Here is a 24,829-nt window from a genome sequence, read left to right on the forward strand (position 1 = left end):
ATTTTTATTTTTCTATGTGATTAAACCACAAACTTAATCTACGACAAAGCGCTCTTTGGTCTAATTGTGAACAAATTATGACCTGCTTGATTAAGGTCATGATTTTGTTTGTAAATAAAGTGTAAAGGGGGGGGCTTTGTGGTTGATAAATAGGCTTTAGCCTTTACGGTTGCATATTTTATGCACTTTATTAATAATTGATTTAAAAGAGTGTTTTTATATTATTTATGTTCTTTATTTTTTGAGATTGTTGATTTGTTTTTTGATTTTTAATTATGTTTTGTATTAATAAAATTTATTAATGAGTTGGTTGGTTTTCTTATTTTGTTGTCAATAAAAAACGCCGATAGGGTCGCTATCGGCGTTTTTTGTTTTTTTCATCGGAATAAAATTAACGATTAGTAAATGCTGAAATTTTTTCAATAATACCTTTACTATCAAGGCCAAGTTCTTGATGAATTTCTGCTTGAGTACCGTGTTTAATAAACTGATCAGGTAAACCGATATTAAGTACTTTGACTGAAATACCTTGGTTTAATATAAATTCATTGACTGCTGAACCGGCACCGCCAGCGATAACATTGTCTTCTAATGTCACTAAGGTTGAGTGGCTTTTGCCAAGTTTTTCAATTAACGCTTCATCTAATGGTTTAACAAAACGCATATCAACTAGGGTTGCACCAAGTGTTTTGGCGGCTTGTTGCGCTTCGCCTAATAATGTACCAAAGCTTAATAAGGCAATGTCTTTACCTTCTTCAATAACGTTAGCTTTACCAATTTCAATGGTGTCATTAATCTCAGGTAATGCTTCGCCTGTACCACTGCCGCGAGGATAACGCACTGCAGCAGGTTGCTGTAATTTATGCCCTGTAGATAGCATAAGCTGGCATTCGCGTTCGTTTGCAGGCGCCATAACCACCAAGTTTGGAATACAACGTAAAAAGCTTAAATCAAATTGCCCTTGATGAGTTGGACCGTCGGCACCAACAATACCTGCGCGGTCAATGGCAAATAATACCGGTAAGTTTTGGATCGCTACGTCGTGAATAAGCTGATCATAACCACGTTGTAGGAAACTTGAATATATTGCTACAACAGGTTGCTGACCACCAATGGCTAAACCAGCAGCAAATGTTACTGCGTGTTGTTCGGCAATGGCTACGTCGTAATATTTATCTGGAAAACGCTGACTAAATTCAACCATGCCTGAGCCTTCACGCATGGCTGGAGTAATGGCAACAAGCTTGTCATCTTGCTCTGCGGTTTTACAGAGCCAGTCACCAAATATTTGCGAATACGTCGGTAAACTTGGTTTGCTGGCCGGTAACTTCGCTTCTTCTGGGTTGAACTTTGGAACAGCATGATACTTAATTGGGTCTTGCTCTGCGGCGTGGTAGCCTTTACCTTTTTTGGTAGCAATGTGCAGTAATTGCGGGCCTTTAAGGTTACGCATATTACGAATAGTATCAACTAAGCCATTAACATCGTGACCATCAATAGGGCCAATGTAATTAAAACCAAGCTCTTCAAAAAAGGTACTAGGTACTACCATGCCTTTGATGTGCTCTTCAGCTTTACTGGCTAATTCTTTAATTGGCGGAATGTTTTTTAAAATACGTTTGCTGCCTTCACGCAGACCTGTATATAAACTACCCGATAACATTTTAGCAAAGTGATTATTGAGCGCGCCCACATTTTCTGATATCGACATTTCGTTGTCATTTAAAATGATCAACATGTCTTTATTAATATCGCCACCGTGGTTTAACGCTTCAAATGCCATACCGGCGGTCATCGCACCGTCACCGATAACGGCGGCAACTTTTCGATTATTATTTTCTTTCTCAGCAGCAACCGATAAACCTAAAGCCGCAGAAATTGACGTGCTAGAGTGACCTACGCTTAATACGTCGTATTCACTTTCTTCACGCCATGGAAACGGATGCAAGCCATCTTTTTGTCGAATAGTTGACAGTTTATCGCGGCGACCGGTTAATATTTTGTGAGGGTAGGCTTGGTGGCCGACATCCCAAATAAGCTGATCAAATGGAGTATGGTAAACATAATGCAATGCCACAGTCAGTTCGATGGTGCCTAAACCCGAGGCAAAATGACCACTGCTCTTACTGACAGAATTAAGTAAATAATCTCTTAACTCATTACTGACTTGCGTTAATTGGCTTTGATCTAATAAGCGAAGGTCGCTAGGCGAGTCGATTTTGCTTAGCAATGGGTAGTCAGTTAAATTAATGGTCATAGTCTTTTAAATAGTCGTTTTTGAAAGTAGCGTGTTATTGTTAAATAAATAGCCGCGTTAACTTCTACGCTTAACAATAAAGGTCGCTAAATTCGATAAATTCTCAGTATTGTAGGGCAAAGTGGCTAAAGCTTGAAGTGCTTGTTGATATAAGTCTTCTGCTTTTTCCATAGCGCCTTGTAAACCAAGCAGTGCAGGGTAGGTGCTTTTATTTGCCGCTACGTCAGAGCCAGCAGGCTTTCCTAACTCTTCTTCGGTTGACGTAATATCGATAATGTCGTCTTGTACTTGATAAGCTAAACCGATAAGTTTTGCATAAGTTGCTAGTGCAAGCTTGTGCTTAGTTAACATATCTTGTGAACATTCCGCCGCCATTAAAATCGCCGCACTTAATAACGCGCCGGTTTTTAATGAATGTAAATGTTCAAGCTGCGCTAGTGTCACATCTTGATTGGTTGCCGATAAATCTAAAGCTTGGCCGCCGCACATGCCTTGATAGCCAGCAGCGTTTACTAATTGACGAATAAGCGTTACGCGTTTAGCGGCTACCTTATCGGAAAACTCATGATTCGCCAAAATATCAAATGCTAAGGTTTGTAAACTGTCGCCCGCTAAAATCGCAGTTGCTTCATCAAAGGCTTTATGACACGTTGGCTGACCACGACGCAAATCATCGTCATCCATTGCGGGTAAATCGTCGTGCAATAGTGAATAGGCATGAATACACTCAAGTGCAGCGGCAATGCCGTCGATATCATTACTATCCGCATCAATCGCTTCACCCACAATATAGGCTAAGTATGGACGCATGCGCTTGCCGCCGATCAGTAAGCCGTAACGCATTGCATCGAGCAGTTTTTGATCGTTAACTTCAAGCGCATCAATTTTTGCTTCAAGAAATTGATTAATACGTTCTTGATATAAAGCTAGGTTGGCTAAAGTGCTCACGAATTTTCTTGCTCAGATAAGTCAAAGTCTTCAAGTTCATTGTTACCGTTTTTATTTAACAATATTTGAATTTTTTGTTCGGCGTCTTGAAGTTTTACTTGGCTATTTTGGCTTAAGTTTAAGCCGCGTTCAAAAAGTGCCATTGACTCTTCTAAGTTAAGCTCTCCTTGCTCAAGGCGTTGTACAATAGTTTCTAACTCTGAAAGTGACTCTTCAAAGTTTAAATTTTCAATTTTTTTTCTCGCCATGATGAATAACCGTTGCGCTATTTTTGCCAAGTAATTTTTATAGGCGCAAACTTACCTTAGCTTGGCGCTTGGGTCAATTAATCCGCCAAAGTATTCGCCTTTTTCATGAGATAAAGTGAAACAGCATCAGCTCATAATTTAGCGATAGGGTTAGTTGATTGGTTGATTTTTGTTCAGTCACAATTGATTGTTTACATAAACAACTTAAGTTATTGACAAAATGGACGATAATAAAAGAACAGGTTTTAAAAATGTATACGAATTGTATTCGCGAATCATTTACCCTTGTTGTATTATCAAAAATATAAAAATCAAAATTTTCTGTAAGCACGTCATTAGGAGGCTATTGTGGATTTAGCTACGCTACTTGGAATACTAGGCGCCATTGGCTTTATTGTCATGGCGATGATACTCGGTGGCGATATCAGCATGTTTGTTGATACTCAATCGATTCTTATCGTATTTTGTGGTTCATTATTTATTGTTCTGGCTAACTACAATTTGGGGCAGTTTTTTGGCATTGGAAAAATAGCCGTTAAAGCTTTTTTATTTAAAATTGAACAACCTGATGAGTTAATTGAAAAATCTGTAGAAATGGCTGACGCTGCCCGCAAAGGTGGTTTTTTAGCGTTAGAAGAAGCTGAAATTAGCAACGCCTTTATGCAAAAGGGCGTAGATATGCTTGTTGACGGTCACGACGCTGATGTAGTGCGTGGTACGCTTCAAAAAGATATTGCTTTAACCTCAGATCGCCATGAAAAAGGCGCGGGCATGTTTATGACCTTAGCCGATATAGCACCTGCGATGGGCATGATAGGTACGCTAATTGGTTTGGTTGCGATGCTTTCAAACATGGATGATCCAAAAGCGATCGGTCCAGCAATGGCGGTGGCACTACTGACAACCTTATACGGTGCATTTTTAGCAAACGTAATTGCGATCCCGATCGCGGCGAAATTAAAACTTAGAATGGAAGAAGAAAAGCTTAATCAAGAGCTTATTTTGGATGCGGTATTAGGTATTCAAGACGGTCAAAACCCACGTGTGATTGAAGGCTTATTAAAGAATTACTTGCCTGAAAGTAAACGTGCAATTGATACAACAGAAGAGTAACTAAGTTATGTCGAATCCTCCTGAGTGTAAGTGTCCACCTCCTGGGCTACCGCCATGGATGGGGACGTTTGCCGACTTAATGTCGTTATTAATGTGTTTCTTTGTTCTATTGTTATCTTTCTCTGAAATGGATGTACTGAAATTTAAGCAAATTGCTGGCTCGATGAAATTTGCGTTTGGTGTACAAAATAAAATTGAAGTAAAAGATATTCCCAAAGGCACCAGTATTATTGCGCAAGAGTTTCGACCGGGTAAGCCAGAGCCAACACCCATTGAAGTTATTCAACAGCAAACTATTGAAATGACACAACAAATGTTGGAATTTCAAGCGGGTGACGAAACATCTGCTGGTGGTAGACAAGAACAACGTGGTACTGAACGTGGTGGGCAATCACAAAGTACCGCTGACCAACTATCAGCTCAAGCTGCACAAAAAGCGAAAGAAATGGAAGAGCAGGCGCAGCAAGAGCAGATTAACGAGCTAGTGAAAAAAATTGCTAAGCAGTTAGAACAACAAATTCAAGACGGAGCGATTGAACTTGAATCGCTTGGTCAGCAAGTGGTGATCCGCATTCGTGAAAATGGTTCATTCCCGTCAGGATCTGCCTTTTTACAACCGCAGTTTAAGCCGATTATTCGTGAAATTGGTGAGCTATTAAACACAGTGCCGGGCGAAATTATGGTGGCAGGTAATACCGACAATCGCGGTATCAGCTCTGAGCTCTTTACCTCTAATTGGGATTTATCAAGTAAACGCGCAGTTGCCATTGCTCATGAATTAGTGACCGTGCCAGGCTTTGATCAAAGTCGTTTACTGGTTGTTGGCCACGCAGATACCAGACCATTGGTGCCAAATACCAACGCACTTAATCGCCGAAGAAACCGCCGCGTTGAAATCTCAATTAATCAGGGTAAGGCAAAACAGTCAGATCCTATTTCGATTAATCAAGAATAATTCTACCAATACCCAGTAGTTTGCTTGCTCAGTAGCAAACTATTGGCTTTGTTATACCAATGAATTCAGTTGCTATTATTAGCTGCTTTAATAATCATCTTTGTTACTGACGTTCTTCTAGCAATTAGTGTATAATGCGCGCCACTTTAATTCTTGGTGTTATATTAAATGAAGTTCATTGTTAAGCCGCAAGCTGAAATTGCGATTAAAAGCCGTCCTGTACGTAAACGTTTTACTAAAATATTAGAGTCTAATATTAAAAATGTTTTGCGCCGCGTTGATGACCAACTTACCTCACGTGCTAACTGGGATAACATTGAAGTTAATACCAAAAATGACAGCCCTGAAAACCGTTTAGCGTTAATTGAAACATTAAAGTGCATTCCTGGTGTTTCGCAGTTTATTGAAGTGCAAAAAATGGACTTCACTGATGTTCATGACATTTTTGAAAAAACTTTAGCGGTTCATGCTAAAACCATTGAAAATAAAAGTTTCTGTGTACGTGTTAAACGTACCGGCACGCATGAGTTTAACTCATTAAAAGTTGAACAATATGTTGGCGGTGGCTTAAACCAGAACGTAGAAAGTGCTAGCGTAAAGCTTAAAAAGCCTGACGTAACCATTCGTTTAGAAATCAAAAACAATGACTTATTTATTGTCACCGAAACCCATAAAGGTTTAGGTGGTTTCCCTATTGCCACCCAAGAAGATGTGTTGTCATTAATGTCTGGCGGTTTTGACTCAGGTGTTGCCAGTTATCAAATGATCAAAAAAGGTGCTCGCACGCACTTTTGTTTCTTTAATTTAGGTGGCTCTGCGCACGAAGTGGGCGTTAAGCAAGTCAGTTACTACTTGTGGAATAAATTTGGCGCTTCACATCGCATTAAGTTTTTCGCGGTAGATTTTGAACCAGTAGTTGCTGAAATTTTAGAAAAAGTAGAAAACGGCCAAATGGGCGTGGTACTTAAACGAATGATGATGCGCGCAGCGGCACAAATTGCTGAAAAACGTGGTATTCAATCATTAGTTACTGGTGAAAGTTTAGGGCAGGTTTCTAGCCAAACATTAACCAACTTAAATGTGATCGACCGTGTTACCGATACCTTAATTTTACGACCATTAGCCGCTTTTGATAAACAAGATATTATCGACATCGCTCGTAACATAGGCACTGAAGACTTTGCCAAAACTATTCCTGAATACTGTGGTGTTATCTCGAAAAAGCCAACGGTGAAAGCGGTATTGTCAAAAGTTGAAGCGGAAGAAGGTAACTTCGATTTTGGCATTTTAGACAAAGTGGTTGAAGAAACGCGTATTTTTGATATTCGTGATATTGGCGATGCAACCGAAGAAGAAATTCATGCGGTTGATGAAGTTGCGCAATTTAATGAAAACTCAGTTGTTGTTGATATTCGCAGCCCTGAAGAAGAAGACGAAAGCCCGTTAGACATTGAAGGTGTCGAGGTTATTCATATGCCGTTTTATAAATTAGGTACGCAATTTGGTGATTTAGACAAATCAAAAGAATATTTATTATATTGTGACCGCGGCGTAATGAGTAAACTACAAGCCTTATACTTAATTGATAACGGCTTTACTAACGTAAAAGTTTATCGTCCTTAGAAGCTAGAAACTGCAAGTTCGCAGTGATAAGTAAAAAGCTAGAAGCTGTAAGTTAAAAGCTTCAAGTAAAAAGCTAAAAGCTGCAAGTTAAAAGATAAAAATGGCAAGCCCCAAAAGGACTTGCCATTTTTTGTTTAATCGCCAAAATTTTTACCGCTTACCGCTTACCGCTTACCGCTTACCGCTTAGCTTGTTAACCGCTTGCCATAAACGACTATTTTCTGGTGTATTGACTTGGTATAACTTGCCTAATTTATCCACATAGCCATTAATATAATCGATTTCAGTTTTCTTGTTCGCCAGAATATCTGCGCGCATTGAAGAGCAGTTTCGGGCTGTTGCTTTGGCAACCTTTTGCACAGTACTTTCTAGCTCTGCTAAGTCTAATGAGACTTGCTGATGCTTTGCAACTTCGACAATTTCTTGCAATAGTGTATGTGTCACAGCGGTAAATTGCCCACTAGTGATAGCGCCATTTTCTACATCATAAATAGCAGTTAATGGGTTGATCACACAATTGATCGCTAATTTCAGCCATTGTTTTGCTTTAATATCTTGATGCCAAAATATTTCAGCAAAGTACTGATTAAACAATTGCATAAGTTGTTGCTTAAAGTCGATATCGACGGTGTTATTAACACAGCCAATATCAACCTGACCAACACCGGTGTGTACAATATGATCCTTAGCTAGTTTTTTGCTACCGTGGGTAAATAGCATGGCTAAAATGGGTTGCTTTTGAATAGCTTCGGGTAATTCCGTTAAGCTACTCATGCCATTGTGAGCTAGGGCAATAACCGCTGTCTTGCCAATATATGCTTGGTGAGCGGCTAATGCATCGTTAAGTTGGTAGGCTTTTACGCAATAAATCACTAAGTCTGCTTGTTTAAGTGTTTCTTTATTGGCTAGCGTTATCGCTATAGTTTCGTCTTTGCCATCTATATTGGTAAAAGTAAATTGGCGCTCATTAAAACTAGGTGAGGCGAGTAAACTAAGGCGCAATGGTTCACTTTTTACTAAATGCGCATAACACAGTAATCCTATTGCGCCTTGACCGACAATAACGATATTCATGCTGCCGCCTTTTTCGAAAATTTATTAAAAATTAATTGCATCATTACAAAGAAAGCAATACCTAAAGCATCGGCTATAAAGTCGCTCATTTCACCATTTCGAAATCCAAGAAAATGCTGACCAAGTTCAGTTAAACCACTATATAGCAACAAGCATAAACTCATTGCCAGTAAAGACCCGTCGACAATTAAATAGACCAACCAAGTTAAAAAGAAAAAGCCAATAAAATGTCCTAACTTATCTATCGCAGCTATTTTTAATAACAATGGTAATAGCGGCGAAAAGTACAAAAGTACACTAAGAAGCAAGCTGATAATAAGTGGCAGGTAAGGGCGATAATTCATCTGTTTTAAATAATCGTTAAATAACAATATGATCGTAAGGCTAGGGTATTGATCTTAACATGCACTAATAGTTTGTGCGAGGTGACATAACCCTTTGGCGATCATAAAAGAGTTTGTTAAAATACGCGCCATTAAATTTAATCAATCGTGATAAAGAGAATCCTTATGCCTTCATTAGATATTGTTTCTGAAATTAATTTAGAAGAAGTTCGTAATGCGACAGAAAACTGTAATCGTGAACTATCAACTCGATTTGACTTTAGAGGAGTAGAGGCGAGCTTTGAATGGAAAAAACCAAATATTTCCGTGAAAGCGGCAGAATCTTTTCAATTAAGGCAAATGACCGATATTTTGCGTGCGCAATTGATGAAGCGTCAAATTGATGCCAAAGCTATGAAAATAGGTGAACCTTCATTTTCTGGTAAAACGGTTAACCAAACCGTTTCTTTTCAAGAAGGCATTGAACAGCCTGTGGCTAAAAAATTAGTTAAATTAATTAAAGATAGCAAACTAAAAGTTCAAGCGGCGATACAAGGTGATAAATTACGTATCACAGGTAAAAAGCGTGATGATTTACAAGCGGTGATGAAATTAGTGCGCGACGCCGACTTAGAGCAATCTTTTCAATTTGAAAATTTTAAAGATTAATTGTTAGAGCGTGTTGAACTTTCAAGTTTGTTTTTGCAGCCGTTTGTTGGGTATTTATACAAGGCGGTGCTTTTGATGTGTGGTTATTCCACATGATAAAGCACCAACACCGTATAAATGACAACAAACGCTGTCCGAAGGATTCGGCTAAAAGCCTTTTACTCTTTGTTGCCTACATGGATGTAGGTACTTAGGTTACGTTTGGAACTAGTAACCTGTGTGAGGTGTTTTGCTTAGGTGACTAGGCAACAAACCTCACGCCGCGATTAAAACGCTTTTATCTCGAACAAAATTCAAACAGCAAAGATCAACACGCTCTAGTTTGTTAAAGTGAACATTATTGCTTGGTTAGCTTTTATCAGCCAAGCAATAATTTAAATGTAATAGTTTAGCTGCAAGTCAGTTCGTCACCTGAACGGTTTTCGTCTTTGCCGTCGTTATCGGTATCTGCGCTAGTATAAGTGCGACCAGAGCTAGAAACATCTATACCACGGTTTTCATCAGCATATCCATTAGGGCAATAGCGAAATGTGCCAGTACTGTCGCCAACGGTTTGCCCCGTTGGTGCATATACTACCGAGTCGGTGTTAAACACCAATTGATCGCCTGTATTTATCGCAGACTTTGTTTTGATAACACCATCAACATTAAGCACGCCGATAATACCTGACCAGTTATTGCTGCCAGAGCAGGCATCTTCATCTGAATTTAATGGGCAAACGCTGGTATTATTGTCGGTATTAATGGCAATATTACGAGCGGTTAATAGTAAGCGTTGCATTTCAGATATTTGCCCGTCAACACGCATGCCGACTAGCAAATTATTTAAGCTTGGCAGTGCGACTGCTGCTAAAATGGCAACAATTGCGATTCCAACCATTAATTCAACAAGTGTAAAACCTTGATTTTTTTGACGTGTTTTAAGCTGTGACTTTTTGTTTAACATAATATTACCCAAGTGAGGCTACTGCATATTACCTAACCTGAGTTCGGTTTAACAAATATTTCTCTAGCAGCTACTTTTACTTACTTCCGCGTTAAATTCACTTGCAATAGGCTAGCTATTGGCGCGTAAATTTGCCTTGAATTAAGCAAAACTAACAAGCTAGATGTTAACATGAAAAATAGAATGATATATTTCAACTAGTTAAACATCTCTTAAACGGAACTCAGGTTACCTAGGTATTTATAGCACTATCGACTGGATCTCGCTAGTGCTTAAGTTAAACCACTATTGGCAGACTATTTCGCCGCCTTGCCTTTTTTCATCCTGTCCGTCGTGGTCAATATCTGTGGTCATATACAAACGACCCGAGCGAGCAACAATAATACCGCGAGACTTTTCCTGAAAGCCTTTTGGACAATAACGAAAAGTACCGTTACTTAAACCGCTTAATTGCCCGGTTGGTTGATAGACCACTTTATTGCGATATTTTGCATAAATGAGTTGATCGCCTTCGCGGATCGCACTTTTGACCTTAATCGCCAATTCATTGTTTTGTGGTTCAAACAATTGGTTATTATTTAAATCGATAAATACGCTAATTGGCTCTTGCCATTGCGTGCTACAGGCATTGGCAGAATTTAGTGGGCAAACCGTGACGTTTCTGCCAGAGTTTATGGCAAAGTTACGGGCAGAAAGTAATAAACGGTGGAGTTGTGAAATTTCATTATCGACACGTGTTTCAATAAGAAACCCGCTTAAACTGGTCACGCTAAGTGTGGTTAATATGGCAACAATTGCAATTGTTACCATAAGTTCTATCAAGGTAAGTCCTTTACTTTTATGCATAATAAATCCTTTATTAGCAGCTAATCGCTTTTTAGTTATAGCTGCTAACGATTTATCTTGCGAATTAATTTTTGCGTAAATTCACTTTTTCTTGCTAGGTTTAAGCGTCAATTAAGCGCTTAGTCGTAAATGGTAGGAATTGGCGCACGTTTGTGCTGAGTCGCTTGATAAATTTTAATGATTTTAGCGGATACTTGCTCTGATACCGGCTTGCCTTCTAGAAAATCGTCAAGCTCGTTATAGCTTAACCCTAACGCGTCTTCATCTTTCTTGCCCGGGTCTAAGTCTTCAAGATCAGCTGTTGGCGCTTTATGTATTAATAACTCAGGCGCACCTAAGGTTTGCGCAAGTTGTCTTACTTGGCGTTTAGATAAACCAAATAAAGGGGCTAAATCACACGCGCCGTCACCCCATTTGGTAAAAAATCCGGTAATATTTTCTGCTGAATGGTCAGTACCTAATACTAAACCACCAACAATGCCGGCAATATGGTATTGCATTACCATGCGAGTTCTAGCTTTTACATTACCTTTTGAAAAATCAATTTGGCTTTCTGAAGCAGATAAAGCACCAGCGTTATCAAGTGCCGCAACGGCTTCTTGATGAATGCCCTGTGCGCCGGCTTCAATATTTGTGGTTAAACATTTGCTTGGCTGAATAAAGCTTAACGCTAACTGGGCGTCGTCTTCATCCGCTTGCACGCCAAAAGGTAAACGCATCGCAATAAACTGGTACTCGTTGTTATGTTCTTGATTTAACTCGTCAATAGCTAATTGTGCTAAACGCCCGCATGTTGAAGAATCTACACCACCGCTAATGCCTAAAATTAGTGATTTTAAACCAGAGCTGAGTAGGGTATTTTTAATAAAGTCTATACGTCTTCTAATTTCAAAATCAGGGTCTATTTGCGGTAAAACTTTCATTTCTTCAATAATGAATTGCGCGTTCATAACTTGCCTTGTGCTTTATAGAGTTAATGGTATTACGAGATGCGGGCTGATATTAGTTAGTCTTTAATTACTAACAAATAACCAATAATGAACATCAGTGTACCAAATTTCGTCGATGTTTGAATATTATCATTATCTTAAATTAGCAAAAAATTGATTTAAATTTACGGATAGCTGTACTCTTTTTGTTGTCGGTTAGGTATGCTGTTATTATTAATTTAAGTCGAGGCCTGTTTATTGTTCAGCGAGTAGTGCGCCTGAAAATTCTCCAGCCCTAAGTCAACATTGGAATATTAAGATGAAAAAAATAGAAGCGATTATTAAACCATTCAAAATGGACGACGTACGTGAAGCTTTAAGCGAAATTGGCATTACGGGTATGACGGTTTCTGAAGTAAAAGGATTTGGTCGCCAAAAAGGTCACACTGAATTATACCGTGGCGCCGAATACATGGTTGATTTTTTACCTAAAGTAAAACTTGAAATTGTTATCGGTGATGAAGATGTTGACCGCTGTGTTGATGCGATTATGGAAACCGCACAAACAGGTAAAATTGGCGATGGTAAAATATTTATCACGGAAGTCGAGCGTGTTATTCGTATTCGGACGGGTGAAGAAAACGATACCGCTATTTAATAGTAGAATTTAAAATCATTTAAAAAAACGCCGCGCTAATTAATAGCGCGGCGTTTTTATTTATCTAGAATTTGACCTACAGAACAATAATTAGCGTATTAGTTTATTGTCTGGGTAGTTAGCCACTAATACTTGTTTAGCGTTGGCTTTCAAATCATCTAAGCCAAGTTTTTCATAACACTCAATCATCATCACTAATGCATCTTCAACTTCAGCACTTGGCGAATAATATTCAACTACGTAGCGAGCGCGATTTACCGCGGAAATATAGGCTTCACGTTTAAAGTAGAATTTTGCCACCGCAATTTCGTACTGTGCTAAGCGCGATTTAATTGCGTACATGCGTTTGCGAGCGTCAGCGGCATATTTACTGTCGGGGTATTTGGTCACGATAGTTTTTAAGTCGTTAAATGCTGATTTTGATGCGGTAGGGTCGCGATCTGAACGGTCAATACCGGCAAGATCTTGGAATAAATTAACCTCGGTTTCAATATTAATAAGTGCACGCATGTAATAGACATAGTCAATATTAATATGGGTTGGGTTTAAACGTAAAAATCTATCGGTTAGTGCGATGCCTTGTGCTGCATCACCACTTTTATAATAAGCGTAAATTAAATCTAATTGAACTTGATGTGAAATAGGCCCAAAAGGAAAACGAGAGTCTATTGCTGATAATATTTGGATCGCTTTTTGATACAAACCGCTGTCAAGTGCCGCTCTAGCGTCAACTAACAAAGATTGCGCCGACTTGTCAGGAACCTTCTCAAGCTCAGCTTCATCAGAAGAAGAACAGCCTGCTAACCCAAGGGCTAACATCAATAACATCATTTTTATGGTTAGTTTTTCCATATATTTCAAAATCACTACGTTGGTTTAGTTAAAATTATTATCTTTGCCCCTCAGAAAGGGGTAAAATAGTCTTTTTTGTACAAGACTAGGTTTTGAGCATTCTAACCTAGCACACTTGCCTTGCACAGCGCTAATTGATAAGAGAGTTTAATGGCTGAAATAATTCAACATAAAGATGTGGTTCCAGAATCATGTTTAGGTAAACGGTTGGACCAAACAATCGCGGAAATGTTTCCTGATTATTCAAGATCACGATTAAAAGATTGGATCTTAGCAGGGAAGGTTTCGGTAAACGGCCAAGTCTTAACTAAAGCGCGTGAAAAAATGTATGGCGGTGAAAGCATTGTTATTGATGCAGAAGTTGAAGCTGAACAACGTTTTGAAGCACAAGACATTCCATTAAATATTGTCTATGAAGATGACGATATTTTAGTGATTAACAAACCTGCAGGTTTGGTTGTTCACCCAGGCGCTGGTAACCCTGATGGTACAGTGCTAAATGCGCTACTGCATCATTGTCCATCACTTGATGTGGTTCCTCGAGCAGGTATTGTGCATCGTTTAGATAAAGACACCACAGGTTTAATGGTGGTTGCTAAAACGATTGCAGCGCAAACTAATTTAGTTGAATCTTTACAAGCACGCGAAATAACCCGTGAATATGAAGCTATTGCTTGTGGCATTATGACCGCAGGTGGTGTGGTTGACGAGCCTATTGGCCGACACGCGACAAAACGTACTCATATGGCGGTTACTTTTTCAGGACGTCCTTCTGTTACTCATTACCGTGTAATGGAAAAGTATCGTTTACATACACGTTTGCGTTTACGTCTAGAAACCGGACGTACTCACCAAATTCGTGTTCACATGGCGCACATTAATCATGTTTTAGTGGGTGATCCTGTTTACGGTGGTCGCCCAAGACCGCCAAAAAATGCAACGCCAGAATTATTGGAAATGCTTCGAGGCTTTAAGCGTCAAGCACTGCATGCGGCAATGCTTTCATTATTCCACCCAATTACGGGTGAGCAAATGACATGGCGTGCTGAAATTCCAGAAGACTTCCAACAATTAATTCAGTGTTTAAAAGAAGATACTAAACTGAATGCAAGTGAAGACTACTAAAGCATTTAATTACGTGAACTGGCCAATCGATAATGTATTGGCCTTTATTACTACTCGGCAACATCCACTTGGCTTGTCTGGTTCAAGTGCACCTTTTTCGCATTTTAATTTAGGTACTCATGTTAATGAGCGACCGGAAGATACCCAAGCCAACCGACAAACACTTAGCCAATTTTTACCTCAAACCAGCCAAATTCAATGGTTAAATCAAGTACATGGCAGCGACGTTGCTTATGTTGAACATGCACAAGCTAAAGCACTTACTGCTGATGCCGCCATTACCAATAAAAAAAATATCAGTTTAGCGGTGATGACCGCCGACTGTTTACCTATTTTATTAGCGGCTGAAAATGGTAGTGAAGTTGCGGCAATTCATGGCGGCTGGCGACCCTTAGCAGCTGGCATTATTGGCAATACCCTAGAAAAAATGGTAAGCGATGTTAAACAAATTCGCGCATGGTTAGGGCCTTGCATTGGCAAAACTGCTTTTGAAGTTGGCCAAGAAGTTAAAGATATGTTTGTTGAGCAAAACTCTGCATTTGCTGAGGCTTTTGTGCCTCATGTACCGGGCAAGTACTTTGCCGACCTTCACTTTATTGCGCGAATACAGTTGCAACAACTCGGCGTGAAGACTATTTCTGCATTAAGTGATTGTACTTATTTAGACGATGAACAATATTATTCATATCGACGAGAAAATGTGACTGGCCGCATGGCGACAGTGATCACGTGTTTGCCATGATAAGTGCTCAGTTATATAGGCTATCAGTTATCGAATTGTCGCTGTAACATTGCGATAAATCATCTCAAACTTAAACAGTTGCTTGAAAAAAACAATAATCAACCTTATTTAATAGTTATCAATATTCAGTAACTTGGTTGTTAAGTTATAGGAGACTTCTTATGCGTTTAGATCGTTTTACTCAAGCCTTACAAATTGCTATTTCTGATGCGCAGTCAATAGCACTTGGTCGCGATAACCAATTTATCGAACCTATTCATTTAATGATGGCACTGCTTAATCAAAATGCCAGTAGCATTATTCCGCTACTAAAAAGTGCTGGCATCGACGTGTTCACGCTACGAACTCAAGTTGATAACGCCATTCAAAGTTTGCCGCAGGTGGAAGGTGTTGGCGGTGAAGTTCAATTGTCGTCTGCGATGGGCAATTTACTTAATCTTTGCGATAAATATGCACAAAAGTTAGGTGATAAATTTATTTCATCAGAGATATTTGTATTAGCGGCGCTTGAAGATAAAGGCAAACTTGGTCAAATTTTAAAGTCGCTTGGCGCAAATAAACAACGTTTAAAAGATGCAATTTCACACGTTCGTGGTGGTGAAAAAGTTAATGATCAAAATGCCGAAGATGTACGGCAGGCGCTTGATAAATATACGGTTGATTTAACCGAGCGTGCAGTTGAAGGCAAATTAGATCCGGTTATTGGCCGTGATGATGAAATTCGTCGCACTATTCAAGTGCTGCAACGTCGTACTAAAAATAATCCCGTACTTATTGGTCACCCAGGTGTTGGTAAAACGGCAATAGCTGAAGGTTTAGCACAACGAATTGTTGATCATGAAGTACCTGAAGGTTTGAAAAATAAACGCGTATTATCACTTGATATGGGCGCATTGGTTGCGGGTGCTAAATATCGCGGTGAATTTGAAGAGCGCTTAAAAGCTGTGCTAAATGAGCTGTCGAAAGAAGAAGGGCAGGTTATTTTATTTATCGATGAGCTTCATACTATGGTTGGCGCAGGTAAAACTGATGGCGCGATGGATGCGGGCAATATGTTAAAACCGGCACTGGCGCGTGGCGATTTACATTGTGTTGGCGCAACAACGTTAGATGAATATCGTCAGTACATTGAAAAAGATGCGGCACTTGAACGCCGTTTCCAAAAAGTACTCATTGATGAGCCTAGCGTTGAAGATACCATTGCCATTTTACGTGGTTTAAAAGAGCGTTACGAATTACATCATAATGTTGATATTACCGATCCTGCCATCGTTGCAGCTGCGTCGTTGTCACACCGCTATATTAGCGATCGACAATTACCAGATAAAGCCATTGATTTAATTGATGAAGCGGCGTCGAGTATCCGTTTGCAAATGGATTCAAAACCTGAAGATTTAGATCGCTTAGATCGCCGTATTATTCAGTTAAAACTTGAACAACGCGCTTTAGAAAAAGAGCCGGATGACGCGTCAAAAAAACGATTAAAACTCATTTCCGATGATTTACATGAATGCCAAGCCAGTTACGATGAACTTGACGAAGTGTGGAAAACGGAAAAAGCGGCCATTCACGGTACTCAAGCCATTAAAACTGAGTTAGAACAAGCGCGAATTGAATTGGAAGCCGCGCGTAGAGCGGGCGATCTTAATCAGATGTCTGAGCTTCAGTACGGAAAAATTCCCGCACTAGAAAAGCAACTCGATTTAGCCTCTCAAGCTGAAATGCAAGAAATGAACTTGCTTAAAAATAAAGTGACCGATGTTGAAATTGCTGACGTGCTTAGCCGTGCAACCGCTATTCCTGTTGCTAAAATGCTCGAAGGTGAAAAAGAAAAACTACTGCAAATGGAAGATAATTTGCATAAGCGAGTGATAGGCCAATCAGAAGCGGTCGTTGCTGTAGCTAATGCGATTAGACGTTCACGTGCAGGCTTGTCAGATCCTAATCAACCGATAGGCTCATTTTTATTTCTTGGCCCAACAGGTGTCGGTAAAACTGAGTTAACCAAAGCATTAGCGCATTTTCTATTTGATAGTGAAGACGCCTTGATCCGTGTTGATATGTCCGAGTTTATGGAAAAACACTCAGTTGCACGTTTAGTTGGCGCGCCTCCTGGCTATGTCGGGTATGAGGAAGGTGGCTATTTAACCGAAGCGGTTAGACGTAAACCGTATTCCGTTATTTTACTTGATGAAGTTGAAAAAGCACATCCCGATGTTTTTAATATTCTGTTGCAAGTATTAGACGACGGCAGATTAACCGATGGCCAGGGTCGCACGGTCGACTTTAAAAATAGCGTCATTATTATGACCTCTAATATTGGCTCAGATATTATTCAAAGTTTTGGTGATGACAGTCATTATCAAGAAATGAAAGAAAACGTGATGGCAGAGCTTAGTCATCATTTTAAACCTGAGTTTATTAACCGTGTTGATGAAACTGTTGTTTTCCATCCGTTAATTTCAGAGCAAATTGAGCAGATCGCTAAGATTCAAATTAATGCGTTAGCAAAAAGGTTACAAGAGAAAAATCTGAATTTAGACGTATCGCCTGAAGCACTTTCGTTGATTGCTAGCGCAGGCTTTGACGTATTATTTGGCGCACGTCCGTTAAATAGGGCGATTCAACAACGCGTGGAAAACCCGCTGGCGCAAAAACTATTGGCAGGAGATTACCATGAAGGCAGCACCATCAGTGTGACTGTCGAACATGATGAGTTAGTGTTTAATCATTAGTGTTTAACTATTGCAGGTAATCGAGCAAGTAGATTGTAATAACTAGGAAATGTTGGCCTTTCGAAGTGCAGTTTTGTTCAAAATAAATACGAAAGTTCAACAGCCCTGAGCGTTAGTTATTACAATAAACCTCTACTTGTTTTTCACCTAATGCTTGTTGTTGATTTTTTTGCTGATTGGTGAGTACTTTGATATCGCCATTTGCATCGGTATATTGAATTTTATCGAAAGTCGCTAAGGTTTTTAAATTTAAACGAGCAGCAGCACATTTCTCTGAGCTTTCTTCTTGTACCGATTTAGCTTCTGGTTCTTGAGTCTCTGTACTAGCAAGCGGGGCATCAAGTTGCTGTTGTACACTTGGTGTTTTTACTTCTTGTGACACTTGCACTGCTTGTGCCATCGTCAATTCAGTATAGTTATCGTGCGCAGGTTGGTGTTGACTAAAGTGGACTATATTTTTATCGTCTACCCATCGATATACCGTGATCTCAGCTGACCAAACGGTGGCAGAGCAAAGTAATAATACAATAGTGCTAAAACGGTAAAACATAATATTTCCTATAAATTACGCGATAAAACTTCTTTAATATCAGCAAATTTTATTTTTATTTACTTATTCTTATAACAACACTATCTGTAGTTTACAAATTTTATTCACCATAGAACGACGATAAAGACATTAATAATTCTATACCTAGGTTTGGATGTTATGGTAAATTAAGCCACTTTTCTTGATTTTTAATATATGGCTTTACATTAATGAGCGATAAACATTCGGCAGAAAATACGCCAAATCGTGGTATTTATTTACTTCCAAACCTATTAACAACTGCCGGTCTTTTTTCCGGATTCTTCGCGGTAGTTTCTTCAATGAACGGGCATTTTATTCAAGCCGCTGTAGCAATTTTTATTGCAATGATTTTTGATGGCTTAGACGGGCGTGTTGCTCGAATGACCAATACCCAAAGTGAATTTGGCGCCGAGTACGACAGTATGGCCGACATGGTTTCTTTTGGTATTGCGCCTGGGCTTGTCTCATATAACTGGGCATTATCAGGTATGGGTAAATTTGGCTGGTTAGCGGCGTTTGTTTTTGTTGCTGCGGCGGCATTGCGTTTAGCGCGCTTTAATACTCAAGTGGGCGTTGCTGATAAACGTTATTTCCAAGGGTTAGCGAGCCCTGCGGCTGCGGCTGTTATTGCAAGTTTGGTCTGGGTTGGCACCGAATATCAAATAGACGGACAAGATTACGGTTTTATCGTTGGCTTAATTACGATATTAACGGGTTTATTAATGGTCAGTAATTTCAGGTACAACAGCTTTAAAGATGTTGACTGGAAAGGCAAGGTTAACTTTATTGTTGTACTGCTCATTGTATTAGTGTTTGTTGTTGTAGCAGCAAGTCCGGCTGAGTTACTACTAGCGATATTTGTTTTATATGCGTGCTCAGGGCCTGTGACCACAATTCGTTCAGTCAAGCGTTTAAAGTTAGAACACGTTGTTGGTGATGATACCGCTGATGCTGACTTTTCTGAATCAGTGAAAGAGCCAATTCAAGATAAAGACAGTAGTAAAGCAAATAACGAAAGCAAAGAAGCCAAGCAAGAAACTACTGAATCGTCTGATAAAAAATAAAGTTGGCTATGGCTTAGTTATGTAGCTAAGTTGAAATATTCAATACCAAGGAAGCTTAGGCTTCCTTTTTTTATGTGCGATAGTTTGTGAAGCTGCACGTGTAGAGCTTGTCATTTTACAACTGTGTTATTAAGTCTGCTAATTAAAAGATTTCTTCGAGTGTCGGATTTTTTTACACTATCGCTTACTAAAGTTAACAAGATGTTAATATACGCCGTGTTTCTTCATAACTCTTTGTTTTATATGTTGATAGTTGTTTTGGTCTAGTACTTGCTAATATCGAGTGTCGCAAAACTTTTGCCATTAAAATTAATAACAACAAGTAGGAAGCCATATGTTAAACAAATTAGTGTTACGCATTTTTTTATCGCTGTCACTTGCCTTTGCTGGAGCCGCAAATGCAACTATCATCACTCAAGAAATATTTTATGATGCCGGTTACGACAGTGTTGATGAGTTCGAGTTAATTGGCTCTATCACGATTAATACTCACGGCGCAGACCAATATGAAGTATGGGATGACGTGTTAGGTGAGTTCGTTAAGCAAGCAGAAGTAAACGAATGGGTGGAATTTAATCTATTTGGTTTTGATATGATCACCGAAGGGTTTGCTGATTTGTTAGGTGACCCTAGCTATTTTGGTTTCTTTAGTGCCATTGTTAACCCTAATGACTGGTATGCGGGTATTGAATCGCTTGATTTTGACCTATCGGAAGATACTTACGGATTTTATGAATTTAATGGTTATATCGATACAGCGTTTGACGATGGTTACGGCAGCTTTGATGTTTTTTCTGCAAGTGGTGACCTGTATGAATTTGGTACTTTAAAGTTCGGTGAAGTGTCAGTACCAGAGCCTTCAACCTTAATTATGTTATTTGCAGGATTACTCGCTTTAGTGACTCGTCGTAAATCAGCATAGACTCATTATTTTTTGATGAATGAGGCTTTACTTCGGTAAAGCCTTTTTTTATGCCCAAAAAGCGGTAAGCGATAAGTTAAAAGCCGCAAGCGGTAAGTTATAAGCGGTAAGTGGTAAGTAAGAAGCGGTAAGTGATAAAGGATAAAAAGTAAGTAATAAGTAAAAAGCCGCAAGCGGTAAGTCATAAACGGCATGTGGTGAGTATTAATCGATAAGCCTCAAACATAAAGCTCAATGTTTTATCTAGGAAATCTTAAAACTATTTCCCTTCTATACCTATATTGGCACAACACTTATTTGAGCAATGCCCGGTTTGAGAAAACTCTCTATCGTAACTTTAGGTCAATCGCTAGCGATTAAATAGCTAGCGATTGAATGGCAAGTCAAACTTAGTGCCATGCGTTAAATGTATGGTTCACTTCGCGTGTTAACCAGTCGATAGAAAATTATTCATAAATGAAGTCGCAATAAAGAAGCCACCCGCAGGTGGCTTAGATATATTAATGCTTATAAGTGATTAAGGATTTACTAACTCTAGCACTGTCGTGCCTTCTTTTTCACCTTCGTCATTATAATAACTTACGCCACCCATATAGATAAAGCCTGGCGTTAAGCCGCGCGATAAAATAGTGGTATAGTTAAAGCGACCTTTCACAGCACGTCGACTTGAAATAACACGAGTTGCTCGGTCAGGTTGATCAGCAATCCAACCCATCATAGTGTAGTTGGTAGACTCTGCGCCTATGCCCCAACCGTGAACAAATACAATGTACAAGTCACCATTGCTTGCATTATCTGCTGGCTCTGGATCGGTTAGAATTACGTCTTCATTTGAACCACCGTTAAATGATTGACCCACTAGGGCGCAATCCCATCCAATACAACGATATACATACATGTCTATATCAGCACCTTCGGCGTCTACTAAAGCATCACGTAAACTAAAGCGCGCGACTTTTGTACCTTCTGCAACTAGGAAACCGTGAAAGCCAAGACCTTCTTCATTAAATGAATAGCTTGCATCAGGATCCTGAGCCACTACACCAGCTGAACCAAATGGTGCAACTAAGCCTGTGTAATCAATAGATGTATTGCCTGAGTACAACATTTGTACAGGAAAGCGATAACGTCCACGTTTCATTTCGCCTGAAATTGAGGCAGGTACAACAATTTTAACCTCCGGCTTAGCTTTTACGGCTAATGGGATACGAACTGAGTGACCAGCTGTATCTGTCCAAGTAATTGCACCGAATTTCCACACGTCAGACTCAACGGCTTCTGTTTTGGCAAAAGAAACGGCAAAGCTTGCATTGCCACTGGCTGAAACGTTCAAAGTGCTGCCTTCAGTTTCATCGCCTAGTGCGTCAAAGGTTGTCACACTAACTTCAAAACCTTCTGGCGCTTCAATAGTTGCAGTATATTCAGAGGCAACATCTGTCGCATTACTTACGGTTCTAAAAATCGTTTCAGGTTCAATTAGCTCAGCAATTGCGATAGAAGGTAGGTTTAACTGGCTACCGTCTTCACTATGCCCAAGTTCTTCTAATTCAGCACAGCTAGTACCACGAGCTTCAACAAAATCATCTTGTTCTTGTCCACAAAGGAAGGCTAGATAATCCCCAATATTTAAGTCAAATAATAAACCTGGGTTCATTGCTGCAACTGGGTCAACGTGTCCTGAACCAAAATCGTAAGGATCTGCAGGTGTGCTGCCATCTTCTTTGGTTAAGTTTTGACGAGCGGTTGTCATGATCGCAGATTTTATCTGAGCTGGTGTCCAGTCACTGTTCGACTCTTTAAATAAAGCAGCAATACCCGCGATATGAGGGCTAGACATTGAAGTACCTTGTAAATACTTGAAAGTCTCACCTTGACTACCAAACATAGGGGCAGATGTTGTTGCCGCTAATATTTTAACACCCGGTGCGGTAATATCAGGCTTGATAACATCATAAGTATTAAGGTTTGGTCCTCGTGAAGAGAACGACGCCATAATATTACCTACTTCTGATGCTTCACCTGTAATATCGGTATTGCTAAAAGTCACTGATGTACTTGACTCTGCAATACTTGCTGTTAATGCTTGACCATCAGCAAATGAAATCATAGAGCCAGGAATGGCAACTGCAGGATCAGAACCGCCCATTGCAAATGGAGATGTACCATCGTAGGTATAAATAACTACGCCAGTTGCACCTGCAGCTTGAGCGTTAAGGAATTTTTCCGTGAAAGCACAAGTTCCACGCGCAATAAGTGCGATTTTCCCTTCAAGTTCCTCAGCATTAGTTAATGGTGCTTCATTACACGCCTCAACGGGTTCAGCTAATGCTAATTCACCTGACAAGCCATTTGCATCAGGTGCAAATTCAGCTGGAATAGAAATCAAACCAGATTCTTCAAGAAGATCTGAATTAACCTCAAGGACTTTTCCGATAACAACAGAAGTACCATTATAGGTTGATGCTGCTACACTGGTCACCCAAGGGGCTGGTGTACCTACGGTTTCTGCGTCGGGTCCACTGTTACCAGCGGAAACTGCAACAAATACACCTGCTTGTGTAGCACTTAGCATTGCTGCCGTAGATGGAATGGTTAAATCTGTTCTACTGCCACCGATAGAGTAGTTGATAACATCAACACCGTCAGTTACCGCAGCGTCGATTGCAGCCATAGTATCGCCGTAGAAACAACCGCGCTCTTCTGCACCTTCAGGGCTAACATAGTCGCTATTCCAACATGCTTTATAGGCTGCGATTCTTGCGCGAGGTGCCATACCTGTGACAAAACCAGCAGGTAAACCTGCAAGCATGGCTGCCGCATTTTCGTTACCACCAGCGGTACCAGCGGTGTGACTGCCATGGCCGTCAGCATCGCGTGGTGATTCAAACTCACCTAATTCGTATTGAATTTCATAAACGCTTTCGAAGCTCGATTTGAAATAACGTGCACCAATAAGCTTATTATTACAGGCAAATTCAGGATCATTTTCTGTTTCACATTCACCTTGCCAACCTAAAGATGCGGGATCAGAATATGAACCATCATCTGAAAAACTTGGGTTTTCCGGCCAAATACCTGTATCAACAATGCCAATAATGACATCTTCACCTTTTATATTAAGAGTATGTTGACCTCCTGGGCCTGACAAACCTAAAAATTCAGGTGTATTTGAAGTATTAACTTTTTCAAGTCTATCTTCCCACACGCCTGCTACATCAGGGTGTGACTCTAACTGAGCTTTTTGTTTTGCGTTAAGTCTGGCAGTAAAGCCGTTATAGGTATGCTTAAAGGAGTGAAGTATATTGACTGAACCAATGCTGCCGGCAACTTTTTTCTGCTGAGCTTCTAACGACCTAGTATAGGCAACCATTGCTGGCGTTTTAGCATTGTATCTATTCCCTGTGTTTGCGACCAATTGGTTAGTGGGTAATAACTCTCCAAGATCTTGCGCGTGGGCAATTGCACTTTTACCTTTTAATTGCACAATGTAGTTAATTGGTTTCTGCTTGGAACTTGAATGGTTATCTGTACTATTTAACTTGCTTCGATCAATTGATATTTCATTGGCGTTAACACCGTATGTAACCGAGGATGCTAGTGCTAATGTAATAAAACTTCCTAGTATGGATCTTTTAATTTGCATTTCTTTCTCCAATTATTGTTATTTTCTTCGCTATACCTAAGTAGGTTCATTCGGTGTTAATCGTGAATGAAACTTAGCGAGGCAAAAAGTTAAGCAAATATAATGCCTTTGTTAAAAATATGTAAACAGTTCGCTGAAGCCTAGTATTTAGGCTAGCTGAAACTAAAAATAAACTCAGTTTGTAACAACTGTGTAAAGTTTTTATACAGCATTGCAAATCTCTAGTCGCTTAAAAAAAACACATGATTGATTTATGTTCGGTAAAACTGTTATTCCTTTTAGGTATAATAAATTATTTCTATGTTATTTTGTTTTGTGCAAAATATAATTCGGAAAAACTACATCTAACGGCTTTGTCGACAGTGTAAAAATTTTTGACAGACTAATATTTGGTCTTATTGTTGTTAGCTATTTGGTGCCTTATTGCTGTCTTTTCTTTTCTATTAATAAAGTTAGCCCAATTCGGACGATTAAAATGCGTATGAGTATTAAAAATAAGCAGGCTGTATAAAATAAAAGCAAACAAACGTCAAATTACGTTTTTTCTTAAAAAAGAGTTGACGCCAAGATGAAAATGTCTAAAATG

At 39.6% G+C, this 24,829-nt stretch carries 21 protein-coding genes; 10 read left to right on the forward strand and 11 right to left on the reverse strand.

The window, feature by feature from the left end:
- Nucleotides 1-391: 391 nt before the first annotated feature.
- Genes dxs through ACRRSQ_RS15305 form a run of 3 tightly spaced genes read right to left on the reverse strand, consistent with a single transcriptional unit; the run spans nt 392 to nt 3,453 of the window.
- Entirely contained in the window at nt 392-2,257 is a 1,866-nt protein-coding gene (gene dxs, locus ACRRSQ_RS15295; RefSeq protein WP_440876631.1) for a 1-deoxy-D-xylulose-5-phosphate synthase, read from the reverse strand.
- A 57-nt stretch (nt 2,258-2,314) separates the two neighbouring features.
- Nucleotides 2,315-3,205 carry a (2E,6E)-farnesyl diphosphate synthase gene (gene ispA / locus ACRRSQ_RS15300; RefSeq protein WP_440876632.1) on the reverse strand — a complete coding sequence of 297 codons (891 nt, stop codon included), beginning with the start codon at nt 3,203-3,205 and terminating at the stop codon, nt 2,315-2,317.
- Complete coding sequence (locus ACRRSQ_RS15305; protein ID WP_440876633.1) at nt 3,202-3,453, reverse strand: exodeoxyribonuclease VII small subunit; 252 nt, start codon at nt 3,451-3,453, stop codon at nt 3,202-3,204. The genes ispA and ACRRSQ_RS15305 overlap by 4 nt, the downstream gene beginning before the upstream one ends.
- A 348-nt stretch (nt 3,454-3,801) precedes the next feature.
- On the opposite strand from ACRRSQ_RS15305, the gene pomA reads away from it, so the two are divergent.
- The 3 genes from pomA to thiI all read left to right on the forward strand — a co-directional run bounded on the left by pomA (nt 3,802) and on the right by thiI (nt 7,144).
- Entirely contained in the window at nt 3,802-4,566 is a 765-nt protein-coding gene (gene pomA, locus ACRRSQ_RS15310) for a flagellar motor protein PomA (protein ID WP_440876634.1), read from the forward strand.
- Nucleotides 4,567-4,573: 7 nt separating this feature from the next.
- A complete protein-coding gene (locus ACRRSQ_RS15315) occupies nt 4,574-5,521 on the forward strand; it encodes a flagellar motor protein MotB (RefSeq protein ID WP_440876635.1) in 948 nt (315 codons plus the stop codon).
- A 168-nt stretch (nt 5,522-5,689) separates the two neighbouring features.
- Nucleotides 5,690-7,144 (forward strand): tRNA uracil 4-sulfurtransferase ThiI, encoded by a 1,455-nt coding sequence (gene thiI, locus ACRRSQ_RS15320; protein ID WP_440876636.1) that lies wholly within the window; start codon nt 5,690-5,692, stop codon nt 7,142-7,144.
- Nucleotides 7,145-7,315: 171 nt separating this feature from the next.
- On the opposite strand, the gene ACRRSQ_RS15325 is transcribed toward thiI, so the two are convergent.
- Nucleotides 7,316-8,218, reverse strand: coding sequence for a ketopantoate reductase family protein (locus tag ACRRSQ_RS15325; protein ID WP_440876637.1), 903 nt, complete (start codon nt 8,216-8,218; stop codon nt 7,316-7,318).
- Complete coding sequence (locus tag ACRRSQ_RS15330; RefSeq protein WP_440876638.1) at nt 8,215-8,562, reverse strand: VanZ family protein; 348 nt, start codon at nt 8,560-8,562, stop codon at nt 8,215-8,217. The genes ACRRSQ_RS15325 and ACRRSQ_RS15330 overlap by 4 nt, the downstream gene beginning before the upstream one ends.
- Before the next feature lie 165 nt (nt 8,563-8,727).
- On the opposite strand from ACRRSQ_RS15330, the gene ACRRSQ_RS15335 reads away from it, so the two are divergent.
- Nucleotides 8,728-9,210, forward strand: coding sequence for a YajQ family cyclic di-GMP-binding protein (locus ACRRSQ_RS15335; protein ID WP_440876639.1), 483 nt, complete (start codon nt 8,728-8,730; stop codon nt 9,208-9,210).
- 388 nt (nt 9,211-9,598) lie between these two features.
- On the opposite strand, the gene ACRRSQ_RS15340 is transcribed toward ACRRSQ_RS15335, so the two are convergent.
- From ACRRSQ_RS15340 to nadE, 3 genes are all read right to left on the reverse strand, one after another.
- Nucleotides 9,599-10,156, reverse strand: a complete 558-nt coding sequence (locus ACRRSQ_RS15340; protein WP_440876640.1) for a GspH/FimT family pseudopilin — start codon at nt 10,154-10,156, stop codon at nt 9,599-9,601.
- A gap of 285 nt (nt 10,157-10,441) precedes the next feature.
- Entirely contained in the window at nt 10,442-11,002 is a 561-nt protein-coding gene (locus ACRRSQ_RS15345) for a GspH/FimT family pseudopilin (protein WP_440876641.1), read from the reverse strand.
- Nucleotides 11,003-11,121: 119 nt separating this feature from the next.
- A complete protein-coding gene (gene nadE, locus ACRRSQ_RS15350; protein WP_440876642.1) occupies nt 11,122-11,952 on the reverse strand; it encodes an ammonia-dependent NAD(+) synthetase in 831 nt (276 codons plus the stop codon).
- A gap of 298 nt (nt 11,953-12,250) precedes the next feature.
- On the opposite strand from nadE, the gene glnB reads away from it, so the two are divergent.
- The gene (gene glnB / locus ACRRSQ_RS15355; protein WP_440876643.1) at nt 12,251-12,589 is read left to right on the forward strand and encodes a nitrogen regulatory protein P-II; all 339 of its coding nucleotides are present in this window, start codon (nt 12,251-12,253) and stop codon (nt 12,587-12,589) included.
- A 90-nt stretch (nt 12,590-12,679) separates the two neighbouring features.
- Here glnB and ACRRSQ_RS15360 read toward each other — a convergent pair whose 3' ends face one another.
- Nucleotides 12,680-13,441, reverse strand: a complete 762-nt coding sequence (locus tag ACRRSQ_RS15360; protein WP_440876644.1) for an outer membrane protein assembly factor BamD — start codon at nt 13,439-13,441, stop codon at nt 12,680-12,682.
- Between the two features lie 150 nt (nt 13,442-13,591).
- Here ACRRSQ_RS15360 and rluD point away from each other — a divergent pair, with 150 nt between their 5' ends.
- The 3 genes from rluD (at nt 13,592) to clpB (ending at nt 18,043) form a co-directional block, all read left to right on the forward strand.
- Nucleotides 13,592-14,566, forward strand: coding sequence for a 23S rRNA pseudouridine(1911/1915/1917) synthase RluD (rluD, locus tag ACRRSQ_RS15365; protein ID WP_440876645.1), 975 nt, complete (start codon nt 13,592-13,594; stop codon nt 14,564-14,566).
- Nucleotides 14,553-15,308: a peptidoglycan editing factor PgeF gene (gene pgeF / locus ACRRSQ_RS15370; protein WP_440876646.1), complete on the forward strand. Its 756-nt coding sequence runs from the start codon at nt 14,553-14,555 to the stop codon at nt 15,306-15,308. The genes rluD and pgeF overlap by 14 nt, the downstream gene beginning before the upstream one ends.
- 161 nt (nt 15,309-15,469) lie before the next feature.
- Complete coding sequence (gene clpB / locus ACRRSQ_RS15375) at nt 15,470-18,043, forward strand: ATP-dependent chaperone ClpB (protein WP_440876647.1); 2,574 nt, start codon at nt 15,470-15,472, stop codon at nt 18,041-18,043.
- A gap of 112 nt (nt 18,044-18,155) precedes the next feature.
- Here the strand turns inward: clpB and ACRRSQ_RS15380 are convergent, their stop codons facing one another.
- A complete protein-coding gene (locus ACRRSQ_RS15380; RefSeq protein ID WP_440876648.1) occupies nt 18,156-18,593 on the reverse strand; it encodes a hypothetical protein in 438 nt (145 codons plus the stop codon).
- 209 nt (nt 18,594-18,802) lie between these two features.
- On the opposite strand from ACRRSQ_RS15380, the gene pssA reads away from it, so the two are divergent.
- Nucleotides 18,803-19,678: a CDP-diacylglycerol--serine O-phosphatidyltransferase gene (gene pssA / locus ACRRSQ_RS15385; RefSeq protein ID WP_440876649.1), complete on the forward strand. Its 876-nt coding sequence runs from the start codon at nt 18,803-18,805 to the stop codon at nt 19,676-19,678.
- 334 nt (nt 19,679-20,012) lie between these two features.
- On the forward strand, nt 20,013-20,600 hold the full coding sequence (locus ACRRSQ_RS15390; RefSeq protein WP_440876650.1) for a PEP-CTERM sorting domain-containing protein: 588 nt from the start codon (nt 20,013-20,015) through the stop codon (nt 20,598-20,600).
- Between the two features lie 517 nt (nt 20,601-21,117).
- On the opposite strand, the gene ACRRSQ_RS15395 is transcribed toward ACRRSQ_RS15390, so the two are convergent.
- Nucleotides 21,118-24,243, reverse strand: a complete 3,126-nt coding sequence (locus tag ACRRSQ_RS15395; RefSeq protein ID WP_440876651.1) for a S8 family serine peptidase — start codon at nt 24,241-24,243, stop codon at nt 21,118-21,120.
- Between the last annotated feature and the right edge of the window lie 586 nt (nt 24,244-24,829).

The sequence above is a fragment of the Thalassotalea sp. PLHSN55 genome, assembly GCF_052030545.1.
In the GTDB taxonomy this organism is placed as follows: domain Bacteria; phylum Pseudomonadota; class Gammaproteobacteria; order Enterobacterales; family Alteromonadaceae; genus CANMXU01.